At 58.7% G+C, this 21,970-nt stretch carries 18 protein-coding genes; 5 read left to right on the top strand and 13 right to left on the bottom strand.

Features of this window, described 5'->3' with window-relative positions; all coding sequences use genetic code 11:
• Positions 1-76: 76 nt before the first annotated feature.
• Together pbpC and UTO39_RS13905 are read right to left on the bottom strand one after the other, a co-directional pair.
• Positions 77-2,404: a peptidoglycan glycosyltransferase PbpC gene (pbpC, locus tag UTO39_RS13910; protein ID WP_320727403.1), complete on the bottom strand. Its 2,328-nt coding sequence runs from the start codon at positions 2,402-2,404 to the stop codon at positions 77-79.
• Between the two features lies 1 nt (position 2,405).
• Positions 2,406-7,358: an alpha-2-macroglobulin gene (locus UTO39_RS13905; RefSeq protein ID WP_320727402.1), complete on the bottom strand. Its 4,953-nt coding sequence runs from the start codon at positions 7,356-7,358 to the stop codon at positions 2,406-2,408.
• A 287-nt stretch (positions 7,359-7,645) separates the two neighbouring features.
• Between UTO39_RS13905 and UTO39_RS13900 the strand changes: the two genes are divergently transcribed.
• The 4 genes from UTO39_RS13900 (at position 7,646) to UTO39_RS13885 (ending at position 12,276) form a co-directional block, all read left to right on the top strand.
• The gene (locus UTO39_RS13900; protein WP_320727401.1) at positions 7,646-9,190 is read left to right on the top strand and encodes a PTS transporter subunit EIIC; all 1,545 of its coding nucleotides are present in this window, start codon (positions 7,646-7,648) and stop codon (positions 9,188-9,190) included.
• 12 nt (positions 9,191-9,202) lie between these two features.
• Complete coding sequence (locus UTO39_RS13895; protein ID WP_320727400.1) at positions 9,203-10,570, top strand: 6-phospho-alpha-glucosidase; 1,368 nt, start codon at positions 9,203-9,205, stop codon at positions 10,568-10,570.
• 90 nt (positions 10,571-10,660) lie between these two features.
• On the top strand, positions 10,661-11,506 hold the full coding sequence (gene sseA, locus UTO39_RS13890; RefSeq protein WP_320727399.1) for a 3-mercaptopyruvate sulfurtransferase: 846 nt from the start codon (positions 10,661-10,663) through the stop codon (positions 11,504-11,506).
• Complete coding sequence (locus tag UTO39_RS13885) at positions 11,506-12,276, top strand: MurR/RpiR family transcriptional regulator (RefSeq protein ID WP_320727398.1); 771 nt, start codon at positions 11,506-11,508, stop codon at positions 12,274-12,276. Before sseA ends, UTO39_RS13885 begins: the two co-directional genes overlap by 1 nt.
• Positions 12,277-12,293: 17 nt before the next feature.
• Here UTO39_RS13885 and sseB read toward each other — a convergent pair whose 3' ends face one another.
• From sseB to trmJ, 11 genes are all read right to left on the bottom strand, one after another.
• Positions 12,294-13,070 (bottom strand): enhanced serine sensitivity protein SseB, encoded by a 777-nt coding sequence (gene sseB, locus UTO39_RS13880; RefSeq protein WP_320727397.1) that lies wholly within the window; start codon positions 13,068-13,070, stop codon positions 12,294-12,296.
• Positions 13,071-13,180: 110 nt separating this feature from the next.
• The gene (pepB, locus tag UTO39_RS13875; protein WP_061097387.1) at positions 13,181-14,467 is read right to left on the bottom strand and encodes an aminopeptidase PepB; all 1,287 of its coding nucleotides are present in this window, start codon (positions 14,465-14,467) and stop codon (positions 13,181-13,183) included.
• A gap of 53 nt (positions 14,468-14,520) precedes the next feature.
• Positions 14,521-14,721, bottom strand: a complete 201-nt coding sequence (iscX, locus tag UTO39_RS13870; RefSeq protein WP_003860650.1) for a Fe-S cluster assembly protein IscX — start codon at positions 14,719-14,721, stop codon at positions 14,521-14,523.
• Position 14,722: 1 nt separating this feature from the next.
• Positions 14,723-15,058 carry an ISC system 2Fe-2S type ferredoxin gene (gene fdx, locus UTO39_RS13865; protein WP_003860652.1) on the bottom strand — a complete coding sequence of 112 codons (336 nt, stop codon included), beginning with the start codon at positions 15,056-15,058 and terminating at the stop codon, positions 14,723-14,725.
• Between the two features lies 1 nt (position 15,059).
• Entirely contained in the window at positions 15,060-16,910 is a 1,851-nt protein-coding gene (gene hscA / locus UTO39_RS13860; protein ID WP_320727396.1) for a Fe-S protein assembly chaperone HscA, read from the bottom strand.
• Between the two features lie 14 nt (positions 16,911-16,924).
• Positions 16,925-17,440 carry a co-chaperone HscB gene (hscB, locus tag UTO39_RS13855; protein ID WP_320727395.1) on the bottom strand — a complete coding sequence of 172 codons (516 nt, stop codon included), beginning with the start codon at positions 17,438-17,440 and terminating at the stop codon, positions 16,925-16,927.
• A 76-nt stretch (positions 17,441-17,516) separates the two neighbouring features.
• Complete coding sequence (gene iscA / locus UTO39_RS13850) at positions 17,517-17,840, bottom strand: iron-sulfur cluster assembly protein IscA (protein ID WP_003860659.1); 324 nt, start codon at positions 17,838-17,840, stop codon at positions 17,517-17,519.
• 13 nt (positions 17,841-17,853) lie between these two features.
• Entirely contained in the window at positions 17,854-18,240 is a 387-nt protein-coding gene (iscU, locus tag UTO39_RS13845; RefSeq protein WP_003860661.1) for a Fe-S cluster assembly scaffold IscU, read from the bottom strand.
• A gap of 24 nt (positions 18,241-18,264) precedes the next feature.
• Positions 18,265-19,479, bottom strand: a complete 1,215-nt coding sequence (gene iscS, locus UTO39_RS13840; RefSeq protein ID WP_003860663.1) for a cysteine desulfurase — start codon at positions 19,477-19,479, stop codon at positions 18,265-18,267.
• A gap of 117 nt (positions 19,480-19,596) precedes the next feature.
• Positions 19,597-20,088 (bottom strand): Fe-S cluster assembly transcriptional regulator IscR, encoded by a 492-nt coding sequence (iscR, locus tag UTO39_RS13835; RefSeq protein ID WP_008502158.1) that lies wholly within the window; start codon positions 20,086-20,088, stop codon positions 19,597-19,599.
• Between the two features lie 220 nt (positions 20,089-20,308).
• Positions 20,309-21,034 (bottom strand): tRNA (cytosine(32)/uridine(32)-2'-O)-methyltransferase TrmJ, encoded by a 726-nt coding sequence (trmJ, locus tag UTO39_RS13830; RefSeq protein WP_028014076.1) that lies wholly within the window; start codon positions 21,032-21,034, stop codon positions 20,309-20,311.
• 132 nt (positions 21,035-21,166) lie between these two features.
• On the opposite strand from trmJ, the gene suhB reads away from it, so the two are divergent.
• A complete protein-coding gene (gene suhB / locus UTO39_RS13825; RefSeq protein ID WP_028014077.1) occupies positions 21,167-21,970 on the top strand; it encodes an inositol-1-monophosphatase in 804 nt (267 codons plus the stop codon).

Raw genomic sequence — 21,970 nt, 5'->3', positions numbered from 1 at the left:
AAAATAAAAACGCATTCTCGTTTTTTTTCAGGAACGAATATTGATAATTATCAAGCTAACTCTTCAGGGGTAATACTTAACGGTCTAATTCAAAGTTCACCGTCGCCGTTTGGCCTGTTTCATCCATCACAAGCAATTGATATTCACCAGGTGAATATAATTTTAATGAATAATGATTATTCCGGCCTTCTAACGGTTCTCCATTTAAAAACCACCAGCGCCCACCTTCTCCTCCTGTCGTAATAACAGATAGCGTCACGTTCTCTTCACCAGGGAGTCGCTTAATAACGGCACCTTCTCTGATACCTGAAATCATAAGCGGTGCCGCGTTGTTATTATCCAGAGGCGGGCAGATCGTCGATCTCGGAGGAAGACGCGCAGCTCTTTTTTCCCCGGCAGGCAGCCACGGCTCCAGCGGCAGCGGCCAGACGTCGAGAACTTTTTCTGTGGCATCAGGGCAATCTGCCGCCACACGCTTGCCCGTTTTATCCAGCCAGACCGGAAAACGAATGCCGCGTATGCCTTCCTGTTCGGGCAATAGCAGCGTAGGCGGTTCACTCCCTTCCAGCAGCCAGGTCGAAAGACGACGCCGACAGTTTTCACTGCCTTCCGGCAGCGACTGACCGCCCGGCCAGCAGATCACGCCCCGCCCGACGCTTTCCGGGCGCGGATCGCGCGGCAGGCGGGCTTCGTCTATCGTCGAGCGTGACTGAAGCAGGTTATTCACCTGGTTTAATAGCGGAACCGCGCTGGCAAAACCAAACTGCCCCGCTACCGGCGTACCGTCAGGTCGCCCTGTCCAGATACCTATTACGTAACGGGCATTCAGACCGATGGCCCAGGCATCGCGGTAGCCGTAGCTGGTGCCCGTTTTCCACGCCAGGGGGGCGATTTGCGGCAGCGCGCTGTCCGGCAGCGGCTGCGCCTCGTTCGCCAGAATACGGCGAATAATCCACGCCGAACCTGGCGATAACAGCGGGCGTTCAGTCAGCGGGTCGCTCGGCTGTAAGCGCAGCCGGCCCGCCTTGCCATGCCTTGCAAAGGCGCTGTACGCGGCGGCAATATCCGCCAGCCTCGCGCCTGCGCCACCCAGGATCAGCGACAGATTCGGCTGCGCTCCGGCAGGCAGGATCAGCGGCAGCCCGGCATTGCTCAGCATCCCGGCAAACCGTTTGGGACCATAGGCTTCCAGCACCTGTACCGCTGGCAGGTTGAGCGAACGCACCAGCGCTTCACTCATGCTGACCGGCCCGTGGAACCCGCTGTCAAAATTTCCCGGGCGATAATCACCGGTTTTTCTGGGCACGTCCTGAAGCAGCGAGGCGGGATGGATTAGACCATCGTCCAGCGCCATGCCGTAGATAAAGGGCTTTAATACCGATCCCGGGGATCGGATCGCGTTGACCATATCCACGTGGCTAAAACGGCTGTCATCGTTGATATCCACCGAGCCAACCCAGCCTCGCACTTTCATGTCGGTATGATCGACCACGATCATCGCCAGCGAGCTGCGCGCAGGCAGGCGGGATTTCCAGTTCATCGCCAGCTCTTCCAGCTGCCGTTGCAGTCCGGCATCCAGCGTGGTGACAATTTTCGTATCTCGGCTTTTGCCAAGCATCATGCGTGCAAAGAGCGGCGCCAGCTGCGGCATCTGCCGGGGAGCCAGCCATACCGGCTCTTCACGGGACTCTTTCACCTGCTTTGCTGACCAGACGCCCTGAGTCATCATACGGTCGAGCACTTTGTTGCGTGCCGCTTCGGCCCGCTCGGGCCAGCGATCCGGACGCAGACGGCTGGGTGCCTGCGGCAGTACCGCCAGCAGCGCCGCGTCGGAGTAGCTCAGCTGCGAAGGGGGTTTTCCAAGATAGGTCCAGCTTGCCGCCCCCACGCCCTGCAGCGTGCCGCCAAACGGAGCGCGGTTGAGATAGAGCGTAAGAATGTCACGCTTAGAAAGATGCCACTCCAGCTGCATCGCCCGCCAGAGCTGGCGAATTTTGCCGCCAAAGGTGCGCGGATGCGGATCCAGCAGGCGCGCCACCTGCATGGTAAGCGTGCTTCCTCCCGAAACCACTCTTCCGGAGCTGAGATCCTGCCAGGCTGCGCGCAGGACAGAGAGCGGGTTTACGCCAGGATGATCCCAGAACCAGCGATCTTCATACTGGATCAGAGCCTCAAGATAACGGGGAGAAACCTCTTCAATCGTAACCGGGTAGCGCCAGATGCCTTCGCTATCGGCAAAACGCCAGAGCGGCGCGCCCTTCTCGTCTACCACAACTCGCGCGGGGTTAACCTCTCTCAGAGGCAGCGGCCACAGGCGGTCGGCGGCGACAATCAGCCCCCCTAAAACGAGAAGCGCTCCCGCCAGCCAGAGCCAGCGGGAGCGTATCAGACGTGCCATTCGCATGTTACGGAACAACAATCAGCGGGCCGCTGGCCGCACCCGTTGCCCGCCACTGCGGAACGTACATAGACTCCACCATCGGCACCGGCACCTGGTAGGTTCCCGGCGTCACGGCGCGGGCCAGATAGACCAGCGTGACCGGCTGACCTTCGTTTACCGGCACGGCAGCCACAAAGCGGTCATCGCGGAATTCCATATGCTGAATATCCGCCTGCTGCATCTGGCTGAGCAGGTTCTGTACCTCACTGCCGCTGTCCTGCAGGCTGGCACTGCTGCTCGCCAGGTTCTGGTTTTCCAGCTCCAGACCCGCAGGGAGGAGATCCACCACCAGCGCATCCGGCACGTTCTGGCTGGCTTTCACTTCAAGCCAGACCAGCACCAGCTCACCGCTCTTCAGCGAAGAGAGTGATTTGCTGCTGCCATCTGTTGCCAGGATATGACGCTCAACCTGCAGCACGCTGGAGCTCGGCTGAGGCGCATATTCCGGATAGCCGGTGCTGTCCAGACGTACCCACAGCGGTGTCGTTCCGGTATTGGTGACCTGCAGCGCACCAAGCTGGTCGCCGTTCACGTTTTGTACCTGCGCCTTATCGCCGCCTGATGCGGTATCAGACAGGGAGGTTTTCGCCTGCCATGCGCCTGACAGGGTTTGCAGAGAACGTCCGGCCAGGAACAGCGCGTTGCTTTCCTGAGTAGACAGCCAGCGCTGGCTGAAAGCCTGTTCAGACAACGCGTTCAGCAGCGTATTTTGCGCATCCGGCAGCAGCTTGTACTCTTCCAGCAGGGAGAGCATCAGGGCATTGTCGCGCAACTGGCTGCCGTAATCAGCCATCCAGTTTTTGCTGTCGTTGCGCGGCGTTTTAAGTGCCAGATCCAGCGCCTGCTGGCTGCGCGGCGCGTCGCCCATCAGTTTAAGCGCCATACCCAGCTGCATCAGCGGCAGCCCGGAAGCCGCCTGAGCGTGACGATCCCAGATTTCACGCAGCGCACCGAGCGGCGCTTTTTGCTGACGCGCCAGCACCAGCGACGCATACGCCTGTACGGCAAACTTGCTGGCCTGGGTGTCGTCGCTGTAGCGGATAGACATCATGCCCGGATCCTGCAGGTAGCGCAGCAGACGGTTGTTGGCGTTGTTCACCGCATCGGCAGGTACGCTATAACCCTGCTCGCCCGCGCGCACCAGGAAGTCAGTCACATAGGCGGTCAGCCAGTACTCTTCCGGGCCGTTTTTATCCCACAAGGCAAAACCGCCGTCATCACGCTGCATCTGCAGCAGGCGAGAGATCCCGATATCAATGGCAGCGCGGCGCTTGTCATCGGTATCTCCTTTGATACCAAGCGCGGTCAGCTGCGCCGCGTTGGTATAGAGGGACGGGAACAGGCCGCTGGTGGTTTGTTCCAGGCAGCCATACGGATACGCCTGCAGCTCGCGGATGTAGCGCGCCAGGTTGAGCGGTGGTTTGCCGCTCAGCAGCAGTTGCCCCTGCAGGGTGGCAGGAGAGAAACCGTTACTATGCTGCGCCGGTGCGGTCCAGGACTCGCCGGGGTTCAGCATGGCACCGGTATTGACCGTCTGCGCCGGGAACGCCGGACGAATGCCGATTTTCCAGCTCTTCTGCTGCGGGGCAAAGGTTTCGCCCGGAAGCTCCAGGCCGGTAACCTGCGCCGTCACCTCACCGTCGCCATACCCCTCCAGCGCGCGCACCGGAATGAACAGGGTGCTGCGCGCGCCCGGAGGCAACTGAACCGGCTGCGGCTGTGCGCCTTCCAGTGACAGTTTGCCTGTCGCGCTCAGGGCGACGTTCAGCGTTTGCGGTTTGTCGGTCAGGTTAGTGAGATCCAGCGTCAGCCGTGAGGTATCTCCACTTGCCAGGAAGCGCGGCGTATTAAGCTCGGTAATAACCGGCGCGGCCACCACAACCTTACTTTCGCTGCTGCCGAAATCATCTTCCGTCCACGCCTGCGCCATCAGACGCAGTTCGCCGTTGAAATCACCAATCGGCAGCGTAACGGTGCCTTCTCCGTTGGCATCCAGCGTAACCGGCTGAGCCTGCTGGGCAATAATGGTGACGTGGTTCACCGGCGGTTTGCCGCCGCGCTTGAGTTCATCGCCATCACCACCGAAGCGCAGCGCGGCCATACGGCCCTGCCCCTCAATGACCTGGCCGTAGATATCGTAGATATCCGCGCCGTAGCGCTTCTGGCCAAAGAAAGCCTGCCACGGATCCGGCGTGACGTAATCGGTAATGTTCAGCACGCCGCTGTCCACCGCCGAGACCAGCACGTTCACTTTCTGCGGAACCGCCCCCTCTTTCACGCTGGCCTTCACCTTCACGGAGAGATTCTGGTTTGGACGCATTTTCTGCGGGTTATCCAGCGCAATGTTCAGACGGCGATTTTCGTCGCCCATCGGCAGATGCAGCAGGCCGACCGCGCGCTTAGGCGTGGCGGATTTGGATTTATCGCCAGGACGCACCACCAGCGTGCTGAGGTAGAGATCGTGCCGTTTCCAGGCTTTATCCACCGGAATGGAGAGATCCAGACCGTTTGCCGGTACGTCGATCTCTTTCCACCACAGCGGCCCTTCGCTGGATTCAATCATGGCATAGCCCTTGCCTGCGGCTGGCGCTGCAATGTGCAGCTGGATGGTATCGCCTGGCTGATAGGCCGGCTTATCCAGTTTCAGCGTCACGCGGTCAGGGCGTGCGGCTCCCGTGCCGTCACTGTTATCCTGCCAGCTGTAGCCCGCCCAGAAACGCACGCTGCTGACCATTTCATCAGGCGCTTTCACTTCCAGACGGTATGAGCCCCACTCCACCGGGAAGGTGACTTTGCCGGTTTCATCGGCCTTGAGGCTAAGCTCCTGCTCGCCCTCTACCAGATCTTTTTGATCGAACTGAGACTGCCAGCCTTCGCTCTCAGACCAGTTCCAGAAGTAGTCGCGGCGCTCGCGGATCAGACGAACCTGCAAGCCGGACACGGCTTTTTTCGCCCCGCTGGCATCGGCATAGACGATGTCAAAGCTGGCGTTGCCGTTCTCATCGACAATCGGCTGGTTGACGGTGGTATCGGTACGGTAGTCGTAAACCGCTTTACTGGCGAACTGCGGGCGGATACCCGGCAGCTCCGCCGCGGGCCAGATGGCCTGCTCGGCACGGCGCGTCACGGGACGACCGCCCGACTCCAGCAGGCTGGCCTGCAGAATCAGCTGCAGCGGCGAGTGTACCTCTTTCCACTGGCTTTCGGTGGTCACCTGCCCGCGCCCCTGCTCGTCCAGCGTAAGCTGTACTTCATCCAGGCTGCGGCTCAGGTTTTCCTCAGCAATATCACCGAACTGGAAGCCCGGCAGGGCGGCAACCGCCTCGCGCAGCGGACGCAGGAAAAGCTGGCCCTGCAGCGAGTTGCCGTTGGCCGGCGCGCCATAGAGGTAATAGCCCACGACGTTAAAGTCCACGTTATCCTGCGGGGAAACCGGTGCTTTTTGTCCCGTCAGGTTCAGCGCCATACGCTCAGGCATGAAATCTTCGACGTGGAAGTCCCACAGGCGCTGCAGATTATCGCCCGTGTTGGCGCGAATATGCCACATGCCGGTCTGCGCGCCGCTATCCAGCGGATAATTGAAGCGGTAGAGGCCGTTCTCAGGCTGAACAACGATCGTGCGTGCCACCTGGCCGTCCGGGCGCAGCACGTCAAGCTTCACGGGCTGGTCGGGAAGCGGTTTTCCGTCGCTGTCGCGCAGTAAGCCGTTGAGGATCACCGTTTCACCCGGACGATAGAGATCGCGCGGGCCAAACATAAAGAATTGCTTGCTGAAGCCCGGGTTACCGGCAATATCGAACTCTGCCAGATCCAGCGCCGGAAGCTTGAGGTCAAGCAGCGTGGTCTGGCCGTCTTTGCTGGCCAGAATCAGCGCAGCTTCTTTATCGGTTTCAAGCTTCGCATGACCGTCGGCGTCGCTGTTCGCCTCGGCAAGCGTCTGCCCTTTGTCATTCAACAGCGTGACGGTGACGCCGGACTGCGCCGCACCGTTTTCCAGACTCTGGGTGAAAATGTCCAGCCGGTTATGATAGCGGTGAGCGGACAAACCGATATCGCTCAGGGTAAAGAGCGTTGCGGCATTGCTGTAGTTGTAGTGCCCGGCCTGGTTCATGACGGCGATATAAACGCCGGACTGCTGAAGCGGCTTGATATCTTTGAGCGGCAGGAGCAATTTTTCACGCGTGTTGCGCGCCGGATTGAGGTCAAAACGACCGGTATAGACCAGTTCCGACATCTTCAGCAGATTGTCGGATTCCCAGTTGGTCAGGGCGTTACGGTACTCCCACTGGCTGACAAACGAGGCCAGCGATTCCGGCTTCACGCGGTAGAAATTGACGTCCACGTTGTTGACGTTAAGCGCCATCACCGGCAGACCTTCCACCACCTTGCCCGGCAGCAGCGAGCCGCGGCTGGCAAAACCGACCGTTGGTTCTATATCTCGCGTGGTCAGGGCTTTTTCATAATCAATGCCAAAGGTCGCTTTGTTCAGCGCCACCAGGCCACGATCCACGGTGATGACCAGGTTTCGGTTAGGCTCCAGATGACGCAGGCGAAGCTCTTTCAGGTTAGGCGCGAGTTCCCACGCCCCGTCAACTTTGCCGCTTTTCTTATCCACGACATGCACCGTTTTGGCGAAATCCTGATTTGGATCCAGCGGCACAGAGAAGGTCAGCACCAGCGTGGCGGCACCGTCGAGCTGAACTTCAGAGGCATCAAGCAGGGTCAGCGCTTTTCCCTGACTCTGGGCGGCCATTTTAGCCAGCTTTTCAGCGTCGGGCTTTTCTGCGGCTTTCGGTGTTGATGCAGTAGACGCTGCTGGCGCAGCAGCCTGAGGCTTATCGTCGCTGTTATCACAGCCGACAAGCGTAAACGTGGTGAGCAGCGCGAGAGAGATCGCGGCTAAGCGAAACGGTTTCATCCTGTGTCCCTGGCCTGAGGGGGCCTGTTGGTCGTCGTCCGGATAAGTATTATCCGCAAGTTTCGTTAATACCAAAAGTCCAATTTTAGAATCTGGAAAGCGCCTCGCAGAATGGTATTCCCCCGTTACGCCGGGATGGAACCGCGATCACAGCGCATAACGTCACATGTTACCTTTTACGTCATTTGTTTTTAAAACAAGAAGATAGCTGGATATGTTCGCTCTGAGCCTGCTAGTTTTATGACCATGACGCACCCCGAGTGCGCGGTTCAATAAGAGAGAAAGCCATGAAACGAGCCGTGAACGCCCTACAAAATTTCGGAAAATCATTGTACGGACCGGTACTTATCTTACCGATTGTCGGTCTGTTTATCGCCTTTGGAAATGTGCTGGGCAACGGCAACCTGGCCGAGTACTTGCCGTTTCTTGGCCATCCGCTTATCCAGAGTATCGGCCAGCTGATCGCCAAATCTGCCGTGTCGGTGCTGGTCAACCTGGCGCTGGTGTTTGCCGTCGGGATCCCGATTGGCCTGGCGACGCGCGATAAAGGCTACGCGGCGCTGATTGGGCTGGTGACCTTCGTGGTGTTTATCAATGCCATGAACGTGACGCTGCAGCTACAGGGCGAGCTGGCCCCCACTGAGCAGATGAAAGCGGCGGGTCAAAGCATGGTGCTGGGCGTTCAGGTGCTGGAGATGGGCGTCTTCGCCGGGATCCTGACCGGGGCGCTCTCGGGTTATCTGTACAACAAATATTCCGGCGTACAGTTTAACGGCGCGATGGCGATTTACTCCGGCCACTGCTTTGTGGCAATTGTCATGTTGCCCGTCTCTATGCTGCTCGGCGTGGTAATGAGCGAACTCTGGCCGTTTGCCCAGCACGGCATTAGCGCGCTGGCGCTGGCCATTAAAGGTTCCGGCCCGTTCGGCGTAGCCATTTACGGTTTCCTTGAGCGCATTCTTGTGCCGACCGGCCTGCACCATCTGGTTTATACGCCGTTCCTCTATACCGAACTGGGCGGCACGCAGGAGGTGTGCGGCGCAACCTATCAGGGCGCGCGCAATATCTACTTCGCCGAGATGGCCTGCCCGGACGTGAAGCAGCTCAGCAGTACGGTAGTGTGGGACGCGCGCGGCATCAGCAAGATGTTCGGCCTGCCCGCCGCCGCGCTGGCAATGTACATGACCGCGAAGCCGGAGCGTAAAGCCGTTGCGAAAGCCATTCTGATCCCGGCGGCGCTGACCTCGCTGTTGGTCGGCGTGACCGAGCCGATTGAGTTCTCCTTCCTGTTCGTCGCCCCGCTGCTGTTCGTGGTGCATGCGGTACTGACCGGTATCGGCATGATGCTGTTCTCGCTGCTGGGCGTTCACGCCATCGGCGCCAACGGGATAATCGATTTCATTCTCTACAACCTGCCGCTCGGAACGGAGAAGTCCAATTGGCCGATGTACATCGTGGTCGGGCTGATCATGTTCGCCCTCTACTTCGTGGTGTTCCGCTTCCTGATCCTGCGCTTCAACATGAAAACCCCGGGCCGTGAGGATGAAGATCGGGAGACACGCCTCTACAGCAAGCAGGAGTACCAGGCGAAAGGCAATAACGACGGGCTGGGCGAGTCCATCGTGGTGGGCCTGGGCGGCCGGGAAAATATTGAGGTTGTGGATAACTGCTACACCCGCTTACGCGTCACGGTGAAGGATGTCGCCATCATCGACGAGCCGCGCCTGAAGGCGACCGGCGCGAAAGGGGTTATCAAACAAGGTAATAACGTTCAGGTGGTCTACGGGCTGCACGTCAAAAAAATGCGAGAAGCCGTTGAGACGTTTCTCTGAAAGGAGCTAAAGATGTTTACACCCCCATTCATTCTGTCGATTGCCGGCGGCGGCAGCACCTACACGCCGGGTATTGTGAAAAGCCTGATGGTGCGCCTGCAGGATTTCCCGCTGGCCGAAATCCGCCTCTATGACATTGACGAGGCGCGTCAGAACACCATTGCGCCGGTGGTTGAGAAAGTGATTCGCGACCACAGCCAGAGCATCAAATTTACCGTCACCAGCGATCCGGAAGTGGCGTTCAGCGGCGCGCATTTCGTCTTCGCCCAGATGCGCGTCGGCCAGTACAAAATGCGCGAGCAGGATGAGAAGATCCCGCTGCGTCACGGCGTGGTCGGCCAGGAGACCTGCGGCCCCGGCGGGCTGGCGTACGGCCTGCGCACGATCCTGCCGATGGTCGAGCTTATCGATCTGGTGGATCGCTACGCGCATGAGAAAGCCTGGATCGTGAACTACTCCAACCCGGCGGCGATCGTCGCGGAAGGCGTGCGCCGCCTGCGCCCTAACGCGCGGGTGTTGAACATCTGCGATATGCCCGTCGCCGCGATGCGCAATATGGGAGCGATTCTGGGCGTGGATCGCCGCAGGCTGGAGGTGGACTACTTTGGCCTGAACCACTTCGGCTGGTTTACTCGCGTGCTGGTGGACGGCGAGGACAAGCTGCCGGAGCTGCGCAAGCATATCGCGAAGTTTGGCCTGCTGACGGAAGATGCGGCCAAAACCGATCCGCAACACTCGGATCCGTCGTGGGTTAAAACCTGGCGCAACATCAAGCCGATTATGGATAACTTCCCGGAGTACCTGCCGAACCCGTATTTGCAGTACTACCTGATGCCGAACCAGATTGTGGAGCATCAGAACCCGGACTATACCCGCGCCAATGAAGTGATGAACGGGCGTGAGAAAAAACTTTTTGCCGCTGCTGAAGAGTACAAGCGCACAGGGATTTTACCGGATGCCTTCCACGTGGGCGTTCACGGCGAGTTTATCGTCGATGTCGCCTGCTCGCTGGCCTTTAACCTGCGCCAACGACATCTGGTGATGGTGGAAAACCGCGGGGCGATAACCAATCTGCCGTACGATGCGGTGGTGGAAGTGCCCGCCTATATCACCTCCGAAGGGCCGGAGCCTGTGCGCGTGGGGCAGGTGCCGCTGTTCCATCAGACTCTGCTGCAACAGCAGCTGGCGTCTGAACAGCTGCTGGTAGAGGCGACCATCGAGGGCAGCTATGAGAAAGCGCTTCAGGCGTTCACCCTCAACCGCACCGTGCCGACCATGGAGCACGCAAAAGCGATTCTGGATGAGATGATTGAAGCCAACCGCGACTACTGGCCTGCGCTGCAAAAAGCCTGGCAGGATGGCGAACCGGTGAAAAAATAGGGGCTTGCTCGCGAGTTGAACGAGGTTTGCTTGTCGGTGTCAGAAAAAACACCGACAATCCTTTTTTACGGAAAAGAATGGAGGCAACCCATGTCCACCTCATATTTTGTCGCCGCCGACTGGCTGATTGAGCACGGCGACGATCCGGAAGTCCAGATCATTGACGCACGTATGGCCCCGCCGGGCCAGGAACATCGAGACGTTCCAGGTGAATACCGCGAAGGGCATCTGCCTGGCGCGGTATTTTTTGATATCGAAGCCCTCTCCGATCATACCTCCCCCCTGCCGCACATGCTGCCGCGCCCGGAAGCCTTTTCCGTGGCGATGCGCGAGCTGGGCGTCAGCAAAGACAAACATCTTGTTGTTTACGATGAAGGTAACCTCTTCTCCGCGCCGCGCGCGTGGTGGATGCTGAAACAGTTTGGCGTGGAAAAAGTTTCGATTCTGGCGGGCGGTCTGGCGGGCTGGAAGCGCGACGAGCTGCCGCTCCAGCAGGGCGACGTGACGCTGCCGGAAGGGGAGTTCGACGCGACGTTCGACGCTAACGTGGTGAAACGCCTGACCGACGTGCTGGTCGCGAGCCATGAACAAACGGCGCAAATCGTCGATGCCCGCCCCGCCCCGCGCTTTAATGCCGAAGCGGACGAGCCGCGTCCGGGGCTGAAGCGCGGACATATCCCGGGGGCGCTGAACGTGCCGTGGGGCGACCTGGTGTTTGAAGGCGAGCTGAAAACCACCGACGAGCTGCGGGCCATTTTTGACCGTGCGGGCGTGGATTTACATCGTCCGATTATTGCCAGCTGCGGCTCCGGCGTAACGGCCTGCGTAGTGATTCTGGCGCTCGCCACGCTCGGCGCGAACGACGTCACGCTCTACGACGGCGCCTGGAGCGAATGGGGTGCGCGAGACGATTTGCCGGTTGAACCGGCGAAATAATGGATAACCGCCTGGCCACGCTGTTAACGCGCGGGGCGTCGCTGACCCGCGCGGAGTATCGCGTCCTCGCCCACCTCACGGAGCATCCGCTGCTGGTGGGCAACATCACGGTGCGCGAGCTGGCGCAGGCGACGTTTGTTTCGACCGCCACCATTATGCGGCTGTGTCAGAAGCTGGGGTTCAGCGGCTTTAGCGAATTTATCTGGCACTGTAAGCAGCTGCTCGCCGACACGCCGCATATTGCCGCCGAGGCGCAATCCCTTCCTGAACTCCCGGCGCTGTTTAATCAGTTTATCGCCAACTATCAGCACACCTTCCAGTGGGTCACGCATGAGAAGCGCCAGCAGTTTGCCGGGCTGCTGCGCCAGAAAGAGAGCTTTTTTCTCTACGGGGCCGGATTTTCCTATCTGTTTGCCGAGTACCTGACCAAGAAGCTGCAGGTGTTGGGCAAAACGGCGTTCATCTCCGGGCCGGGGGACAGCCGGAATATTTTCCTCAGCAACGCCGCGCGCTATCAGGTGTTTATCGCCGTCTCGCGCAGCGGCGAAACGGAGCAGGTGCTGGATAAAGCGCGGATTGCCAAAAACGTCGGCATGACGATCGTTGCCTTTACCCGCGCCTCGGCCAATACGCTGGCGGGGATGGCAGACGTACACTTTGCCCTCTATGACGAAGCGGTGCACTTCGCCGCCGAAGCCGCGGGCGTGACGTCGTTTGAGTCGAATCTGGTGCTGCTGATGGATCTACTGCTGCTGGAAGCAACGGGGTGATATTCACCCCGCCGTAATCAGATGATGCGGTTAGTCTTGAGATCGCGCAGGAAGCCGCCCCAGCGACGCTCGTAGAACGGGGTGATATGCTCGGTGATAAAGTGGCTGATGCCCTTTTCACCTTTCGTCACCTGACAGATATCGATCGGCTCATCGCCCGGCAGCGTGTCGGTGGCCACGCTTCCCGCCGCCTGAATGATGTCGTCGATATCGCCGTCGGCCTCAATCCCAATCAGCAGAACAGGCTTTTCGTCAGCGTTCTCTTTGATAGAGCAGAGGAACGCTCGTCTTACCGGTTTCAGGGTTTTGAACAGCGTGGTTAGCGAATCGATCATCTGCGCAGGCGGCTCGGCCACCTCAGACAGCAGCAGCGTTTCTCCCCCTTCCAGCACCTCCTGGGTGCTGAGCGGGTTACCCTCTTCACCGATCAGGTGGCTGATTTCACGCGGGATGAATTCTTTTCCGGTTGGCAGCTTAGCGTTAAGGAACAGCGTCTGGCCCAGCGTCATTTCAAACAGGGTACGCACCGGCATCACCACGAACGCCTGTTCGTCTTCTACCGCTTCCTGCAGCGCTTCCAGCGAGGTGAAGAACGGGATCACCGAGGTGCCGTCGTCTTTCTCCCAGTGCAGCAGATCCAGCGCGCTGTCTTCGACAACCTGCTCGCCTTCCGCCGCGGTGCCCGGCACCCAGACGGTGGATTCCAGCAGCGTGCGGAAAAATGCCGGACGGTGGGCGGGCTCGGTCGCCGCCTGCTCCAGCAGGGTTTCTAATTCGTTTTTGGTTTCGGACATAGTTATTCCAGATGGTGCATTTCCCCTCACCCTAACCCTCTCCCCAAAGGGGAGAGGGAATTTGAACACCCTCTCCCCTTTGGGGAGAGGGCTGGGGTGAGGGGCAACGATTACTCAGCCGTCAGCAGGTTCGCCACGGTACGCACGCCCAGACCGGTCGCGCCCGCGGACCACTGCTCAACCGCCGCTTTACGGTAGGTTGCGGAGCAGTCGATGTGCAGCCAGCCTTCGTGATAATTCTCAACAAAGTGCGACAGGAAGCCTGCAGCGGTGCTTGCCCCCGCCGGGTACGCCGCGCTCGCGGTGTTGTTCAGTTCGGCAAAGTTAGACGGCAGCTGGCTGCGGTGGAACTCGGCAAGAGGCAGACGCCAGAACGGTTCGTTTTCCGCAGCGGCGCTTGCCAGCAGGCGAGCGGCCAGCTTGTCGTCGAAGCTGAACAGCGCGTGGTAGTCGTTGCCCAGGGCGGTTTTCGCCGCGCCGGTCAGGGTCGCCATGTCGATAATCAGCTCTGGCTTTTGTGCAGAGGCGTCGATCAGGCCATCGGCAAGCACCAGACGGCCTTCGGCGTCGGTGTTCATCACTTCGACGTTTTTACCGTTGCGGTAGCGAATGATGTCGCCCAGCTTGAAGGCGTTGCCGCTCACCATGTTGTCCGCGCAGCACAGGTAGAGCTTCACGCGCTTGTTCAGACCGCGGGTGATGGCGAACGCCAGCGCGCCGGTGATGGTTGCCGCGCCGCCCATGTCGGATTTCATGGAGTCCATGAACGCGCTCTGCTTCAGGCTGTAGCCGCCGGTATCAAAAGTGATGCCTTTCCCCACCAGGCAGGCAAACACCGGCGCTTCTTTATCGCCGGTTGGGTTGTAATCCAGCGCCAGCAGGACCGGAGGACGCTCAGAACCGCGGCCCACGGTGTGGATGCCCATGTAGTTCTGCTCGCGCAGATCTTCACCTTTGGTGATACGGTAGGACATCTTGTCGCCCGCCACGCCGCACAGCAGGTCAACCGCACGCTGCGCCAGCTGCTCAGGGCCTAACTCTTCCGCCGGGGCGTTGATGGTGTCGCGCACCCAGTCGATAATTTGCAGGCGGCTTTCCAGCTCTTTTTGACCGGCTTCGTCGAGGTTCGCCCACTCAATTTTGCGGGTGCCCTTCGGGCCTTTGTAGCCCGCCCAGAATGCCCAGCTGCGGTCGGTGTCCCAGCCTTCGCCTTCCAGGGACACATGCTTAATGCCCAGTCCATCAATTTTACGCGCCGCGCGCTGGATCAGACCTAAATCATCTTTGCCCGTCAGGTGCAGGGTAATACCGTCGTTGTTGATGCTGTACGTGGCTTTCTCGCCCCAGCGCGCGTCGGCTGGCTGCGTAGAGAGCGTAATCTTCATCGCTTCGGTCATTTTATTTATCCTTATTAGCAAACGGGCCGCCTGAAGGCAGCCCGTTAAGTGATTTACTCTGCTTCATCTAACCAGACTAACAGAATCGCCTCCAGAATTTTTTCATTGGATGCGTTTGGATCGTCGTCGAAATCCTCTAAATCGCAGATCCACTGGTGCATGTCGGTGAATCGTACGGTCTTCGGATCGAGATCCGGGTTCGCGTCGTAGAGCGCTTCGCCGATTTCGCGGCTGTCTGTCCACTTCAGTCCCATATTAATGCTCGCGTGCGTGGTTGATGGTATAGCGTGGGAATTCCACGACCAGATCTTCATCGGTCACCGCGGCCTGGCAGCTCAGTCGGCTGTCTGGCTCCAGACCCCATGCTTTATCCAGCATGTCGTCTTCGTCTTCGGTGCTCTCGGCGAGAGAGTCAAAACCTTCACGCACGATGCAGTGGCAGGTGGTGCAGGCACAGGATTTTTCACAGGCGTGTTCCACTTCGATACCTGCACGCAGGGCAACATCGAGAATGGTTTCACCGGTCTTCGCTTCCAGAACAGCGCCATCCGGACAGAGGTCCGCATGAGGCAAAATAACAATCTTTGGCATATTAAACCTCGTCCACGGACTGGCCTTTCAGCGCGACGCGGACAGATTTGTCCATGCGGCGAGCAGCGAAGTCCTGGGTTTGTTTATCAACGTTTTTAATGGCTTCTTCTATTGCGTCAGCGTCATTACCTTCAGCGACAGCGCTTAAGTGCGCGGCAGCGTCGTCAATCACCTGACGCTCAGCGGCGCTTAACAGCGCGGCATCGACAGCGAGCGCGCCGTTCAGGCTTTCCAGCACGCGGGCGGCTTCAACTTTTTGTTCAGCCAGCATACGCGCCTTCACATCCTGCTCGGCGTAGCTCATTGAATCCTGAATCATGGAGGCGATTTCGCCATCGGTCAGGCCGTAGGACGGCTTCACCTGAATAGACGATTCCACGCCGGTCGATTTTTCCATCGCCGTGACGCTCAGCAGGCCGTCCGCATCCACCTGGAAGGTGACGCGAATATGCGCCCCGCCCGCAGGCAGCGCCGGGATGCCGCGCAGCGCAAAGCGCGCCAGAGAGCGGCAGTCCTGCACCAGCTCGCGTTCGCCCTGCATCACGTGGATGGACATCGCGGTCTGGCCGTCCTTGAAGGTGGTGAACTCCTGCGCGCGCGCCACCGGAATGGTGGTGTTACGCGGGATCACTTTCTCCACCAGGCCGCCCATGGTTTCTAAACCCAGCGACAGCGGGATAACGTCCAGCAGCAGCATTTCGCTGTCCGGCTTGTTGCCGACCAGAATATCGGCCTGGATCGCGGCGCCCACGGCAACCACTTTGTCCGGGTCGATAGAGGTCAGCGGCGTGCGGCCATAGAATTCGCCCACGCGCTCGCGCACCAGCGGCACGCGGGTCGAACCGCCCACCATGACCACTTCCAGCACCTCGTTCGCCTCGACGCCTGCATCTTTCAGCGCGCGACGGCAGGCCATCAGGGTGCGCTTCACCAGCGGGGCAATCAGATCGCTGAACTGGTCGCGGGTGATGTCACCCTGCCAGCCTGCGACATTAACGGTAACCGCCTGCGCATCGCTCAGGGCGATTTTGGCGTCAATCGCCGCGTCCAGCAGTTCACGCTGTACGCGGGCATCGCTGCGATCGCTGATGCCCGCCTGCTCGCGAATGTAGTCCGCCAGCAGATGGTCGAAGTCATCGCCGCCCAGCGCGGAATCCCCGCCGGTCGCCAGGACTTCAAACACCCCGCGGCTCAGGCGCAGGATCGAGATATCAAAGGTGCCGCCGCCGAGGTCGTAAACCGCGATTACCCCTTCCTGACCGGAGTCGAGGCCGTAGGCAATCGCCGCCGCCGTCGGTTCGTTCAGCAGGCGCAGCACGTGCAGGCCCGCCAGACGCGCGGCGTCTTTGGTGCCCTGACGCTGTGCATCGTCAAAATAGGCCGGAACGGTGATCACCACGCCGTCCAGATCGCCGCCGAGCGTCGCTTTAGCACGCTCCGCCAGCGCTTTGAGGATGTCAGCGGAAACGCGAATCGGGTTCAGCAGGCCGGCCGCGGTCGCAATCATCGGCAGACCGTTTTCACTGGCCTGCAGCTGATACGGCAGATGTGGATAGCGGGCCTGAATATCGGCCAGCGAGCGGCCCATCATGCGCTTGACGGAGCTGATGGTATTGGCCGGATCGCGCGCGGCGTTGGCACGAGCGTCATAGCCGACCGCGTGACCCTGCTGCTGGTAGTGGACCACGGAAGGCAGCAGATGGCGGCCCTGCTCGTCGGCCAGCGTTTCCGCCTGGCCGCTGCGCACGGTCGCCACGAGGGAATTGGTGGTGCCGAGATCAATACCCACCGCCAGTCGACGCTGGTGCGGTGCGGCACTTAAGCCAGGCTCACTAATTTGTAATAAGGCCATAATTGCTTCCGAAATTAAAAATCGAGCAGCTTTTCTTCGAGTTGTTCAGTGCTGCTTCGCAGTTTATCGAGAAAACGGAGTTTGCGCACAGTATCTGCCGCCACGTCCCAGGTCTCGTTGTTCAGTTGCTCCACCATCTGCTGATGGCGGGTATCGAACATGCCCTTTACGCGGTTGATGAAGCTTTCCAGACGCGCTTCGTCTTTGGCCTGTTCAATCTCGTCCAGCTCTTCGCGAAGCGTAAGCTGCTCCATCAGAAACGCGGTGTCGCGCACGGTGTGCTGCTCGCTCGCGAGATCAAAGCCGTGGAGCGAGAGCAGGTATTCTGCACGCGCCAGCGGATGGCGCAGCGTCTGCCAGGCCTGATTGATGGTGGCAGAATGGGAAACCGCAGCCAGCTGTTCTGCCTGCGTCCCGCTGGCGAATTTATCCGGATGATACTGACGCTGCAGATCCTGAAAGCGGACCGTCAGCGCCTGCAGATCGATCGGGTATTGAGCGGGTAGTCCGAAGAGAGTGAAGTAATCCATAACAATCTCAGGGGTAGCCTGTTAGAACAAACCCCACGCGTAGCAAAGCCACGGTGGGGTTTCGGATGACGCGCGGTTAAACGTGGAAGCTTTCGCCGCAACCACACTCATCTTTGACGTTCGGGTTCGTGAATTTGAACCCTTCGTTCAGGCCTTCTTTTACGAAGTCCAGCTGAGTGCCGTTGAGGAATTGCAGGCTTTTGCCATCGACCACCACCTTCACGCCCTTGTCTTCAAACACGGTGTCGTCAGACGCCGGCTCGTCAACAAACTCCAGTACGTAAGCCATACCAGAACAGCCGGAGGTACGTACGCCCAGTCGCAGGCCAAAGCCTTTACCACGGTTCGCCAGAAAAGAGCTTACTCGCGCGGCAGCGCTGTCGCTAAGGGTAATCGACATACTCAAACCTCAATTATTTTGCTTCACGTTTGCTTTTGTAATCCGCAATGGCGGCTTTGATCGCGTCTTCTGCCAGAATTGAACAGTGAATTTTCACCGGCGGCAGTTCGAGTTCTTCAGCAATATCCGTGTTTTTGATTGCCTGTGCTTCGTCCAGAGACTTGCCCTTCACCCACTCGGTGACCAGGGAGCTGGACGCAATTGCAGAACCGCAGCCGTAAGTCTTGAAACGCGCGTCTTCAATGATACCTTCATTGTTGACTTTAATCTGCAACTTCATCACGTCGCCACACGCCGGTGCGCCAACCATGCCGCTACCGACAGATTCGTCGCTGTTGTCAAAAGAGCCAACGTTGCGCGGGTTCTCGTAATGATCGATAACTTTTTCGCTGTATGCCATGATTGAATTCTCCTTATGTACCGATTAGTGATGTGACCATTCAATGCTGTTCAGATCCACGCCCTGCTTAAACATTTCCCACAGTGGAGAAAGATCGCGCAGACGGCCGATGGAGTTACGAACCAGCTTGATGGTGTAGTCAATCTCTTCTTCGGTAGTGAAACGACCTAAAGAGAAACGGATAGAGCTGTGTGCCAGCTCGTCGGTCATGCCCAGCGCGCGCAGCACGTAGGATGGCTCCAGGCTTGCAGACGTACAGGCAGAACCGGAAGAAACGGCCAGGTCTTTCAGCGCCATGATCAGCGATTCGCCTTCAACATAGTTGAAGCTGACGTTGAGGATGTTCGGCGCGCCCTGCTCGAGATCGCCGTTCAGATACACTTCTTCCATATCTTTCACGCCGTCCCACAGACGGTTACGCAGCGTGCGCAGGCGCGCCATCTCGGTTTCCATCTCTTCTTTCGCAATGCGGTATGCTTCGCCCATGCCCACGATCTGGTGAACAGGCAGCGTACCGGAACGCATGCCGCGCTCGTGACCACCGCCGTGCATCTGTGCTTCGATGCGGATACGAGGCTTACGACGAACGTACAGCGCGCCGATCCCTTTCGGGCCATAGATTTTGTGGCCGGAGAAGGACATCAGGTCTACTTTCAGCTGGCTCAGGTCGATAGGCAGTTTGCCCACGCTCTGGGTCGCATCCACGTGGTAGATGATACCGCGCGCGCGGCACATTTCGCCGATGGTCGCGATGTCCTGAACGACGCCGATTTCGTTGTTAACGTGCATGATGGAGACCAGGATGGTGTCATCACGCATGGCTGCTTCGAGCTCTTTCAGGTCAATAATACCGTTGCTCTGTGGCGCCAGATAGGTTACTTCGAACCCTTCACGCTCCAGCTGGCGGCAGGTGTCCAGCACGGCTTTGTGTTCGGTTTTGCTGGTGATGATGTGCTTGCCTTTTTTCTGATAAAAGTTGGCTGCACCTTTGATCGCCAGGTTGTCGGATTCGGTCGCACCGGAGGTGAAAACAATCTCACGCGGGTCGGCACCCACCAGGTCAGCAATCTGATTACGGGCGATATCCACCGCCTCTTCAGCATGCCAGCCAAAACGGTGTGAACGGGAAGCTGGGTTACCAAAGTTTCCGTCCAGGGTCAGACACTGCATCATTTTCTCGGCAACACGCGGGTCCACCGGCGTGGTTGCGGAGTAGTCGAGATAAATCGGTAATTTCATTGCTCTATAAACTCCGTACATCGCTTCAATGCAAGGAATCAGGCAACCGGCTGGATGTACGACCGAGTACGCGGGGTGTTATCACCCCGGCCTGATTCTGAAATACTTATCGTTTTATTACGCGCGTAATTTGACGTCGATAGCGTCCTGCGCGCGGGTGCTACGTTGTGAATCATGGCTGTGCTGACGGCCTGATACGTCCAGAACTTCCTGGTTATTGACCAGCTCACCGAGGGTGATGTTGTTCAGGAAGCCGGTCAGACGGTCGCTCAAATCGCGCCACAGCGCGTGGGTCAGGCACTTATCGCCGCCCTGGCAGCCGCCTTTACCCTGGCAACGGGTCGCGTCAACGGATTCGTCAACGGCGCTAATCACTTCGCCAACCGCAATACTGCCCGCGTCTTTCCCCAGCAGATAACCGCCGCCCGGGCCACGAACGCTGGAAACCAGTCCATTTTTACGCAGTCTGGAGAACAGCTGTTCCAGGTAAGAGAGGGAGATCCCTTGTCGTTCAGAAATATCAGCCAACGGAACCGGGCCCGCTTCGGAGTTGAGCGCAACGTCCAGCATCGCGGTCACGGCATAACGCCCTTTAGATGTCAGTCTCATGTCTTACTTAACCTCAAACTCGCCCCTGCCCGGGGTTTTTTATTGTAAAATGGGGGTATTGCATAGCAGGGCCAAGTCTGACATTCCTGACTAAAATGGTCAACTATTTACTTGACTGTTTTAGTCAGGTATTTAACCTTCCGTGCCGTTTTGCCTGGGTGCGGCCTGATGCCCTCAACCCGCCCCTCTCCCACGGGGAGAGGAAGAAAACAAACCGGCACTACTCTTTATTCTTCTGCTCAATCGACGCCAGGATCCCGCGCAGGATATTCAACTCCTGGCTTTCCGGGCGCGCGCGGGTGAACATGCGGCGCAGTTTGTTCATTACCTGGCCCGGGTGGCCTTCGCGGATGAAGCCGGTAGCGAGCAGCGTCTGCTCCAGGTGACCGTAGAAACGCTCCAGGTCGTCCACCAATGGATAGGCCGTCTCTTCTTTCGGTTCTGCCTGCTTCTCCTGCGTCGCCAGCCACGCCATACGCACTTCGTAGGCGATAACCTGCACCGCCATCGCCAGGTTCAGCGAGCTGTATTCCGGGTTGGCGGCAATCGCCACGTGGTAGTGACACTTCTGCAGTTCGTCGTTGGTCAGGCCAACGCGCTCGCGGCCAAACACCAGCGCAACCGGCGCCTGCTCTGCTTCCGAGACGCTTTTCAGGCCGCATTCACGCGGGTCCAGCATCGGCCACGGCAGCGTGCGTGAGCGCGCGCTGGTGCCCACAACAAGGCTGCAGCCGGCCAGCGCTTCGTCGAGGGTATCAACGATCTGCGCGTTGCCGATCACGTCGCTGGCTCCGGCCGCCAGAGCGATGGCCTGGGAGTCAGGCTTCACCAGCGGGTTAACCAGCCACAGGTTCGTTAAGCCCATGGTTTTCATAGCGCGGGCAACGGAGCCCATGTTGCCGGTGTGCGATGTTTCGACCAGCACGATTCGAATGTTTTGCAGCATAATTTTTAGATGTCTGGATTCAGTGTCTGAAGAATATTCGGGCATATTATCATAAACGGGAGACATAATCCGATCCCGCTGCTATACTCTGCGCCGATTTTCCTGTTCTTTAACATCCAGTGAGAGAGACCGATGCATCCGATGCTGACCATCGCCGTGCGCGCAGCGCGCAAGGCGGGTAACGTAATTGCCAAACACTACGAAACGCCAGACTCCGTAGAAACCAGCCAGAAAGGCAGCAATGATTTCGTGACTAACGTCGATAAAGCCGCAGAAGCGATTATTATCGAAACGATCCGTAAATCTTACCCGCAGCACACCATCATCACCGAAGAAAGCGGTGAACATGAAGGTACCGATCAGGATGTTCAATGGGTTATCGATCCACTGGATGGCACCACCAACTTCGTCAAACGCCTGCCACACTTCTCTGTGTCAATCGCAGTACGCATCAAAGGCCGTACTGAAGTCGCCGTTGTTTACGATCCAATGCGTAACGAACTGTTCACTGCTACCCGTGGCCAGGGCGCACAGCTGAACGGCTACCGTCTGCGCTGCAGCAACGCACGCGACCTGGACGGCACCATCCTGGCGACCGGCTTCCCGTTCAAGGCGAAGCAGCACGCAACCACCTATATGAATATCCTGGGCAAGCTGTTCACCGAATGCGCGGACTTCCGTCGCACCGGCTCCGCTGCGCTGGATCTGGCCTACGTTGCCACCGGCCGCGTTGACGGTTACTTCGAACTGTCACTGAAGCCGTGGGACTTTGCTGCGGGCGAGCTGATCGCACGTGAAGCAGGCGCGATTGTTTGCGACTTCACCGGCGGCCACAACTACATGACCACCGGCAACATCGTTGCGGGTAACCCACGCGTTGTTAAAGCCATGCTGGCCAACATGCGTGATGAGCTGAGCGATGCGCTGAAGCGTTAA

The sequence above is a fragment of the Enterobacter sp. 118C5 genome, assembly GCF_034107645.1.
GTDB lineage: Bacteria > Pseudomonadota > Gammaproteobacteria > Enterobacterales > Enterobacteriaceae > Enterobacter > Enterobacter nematophilus.
This window is presented reverse-complemented; position numbering and strand designations above follow the sequence as displayed.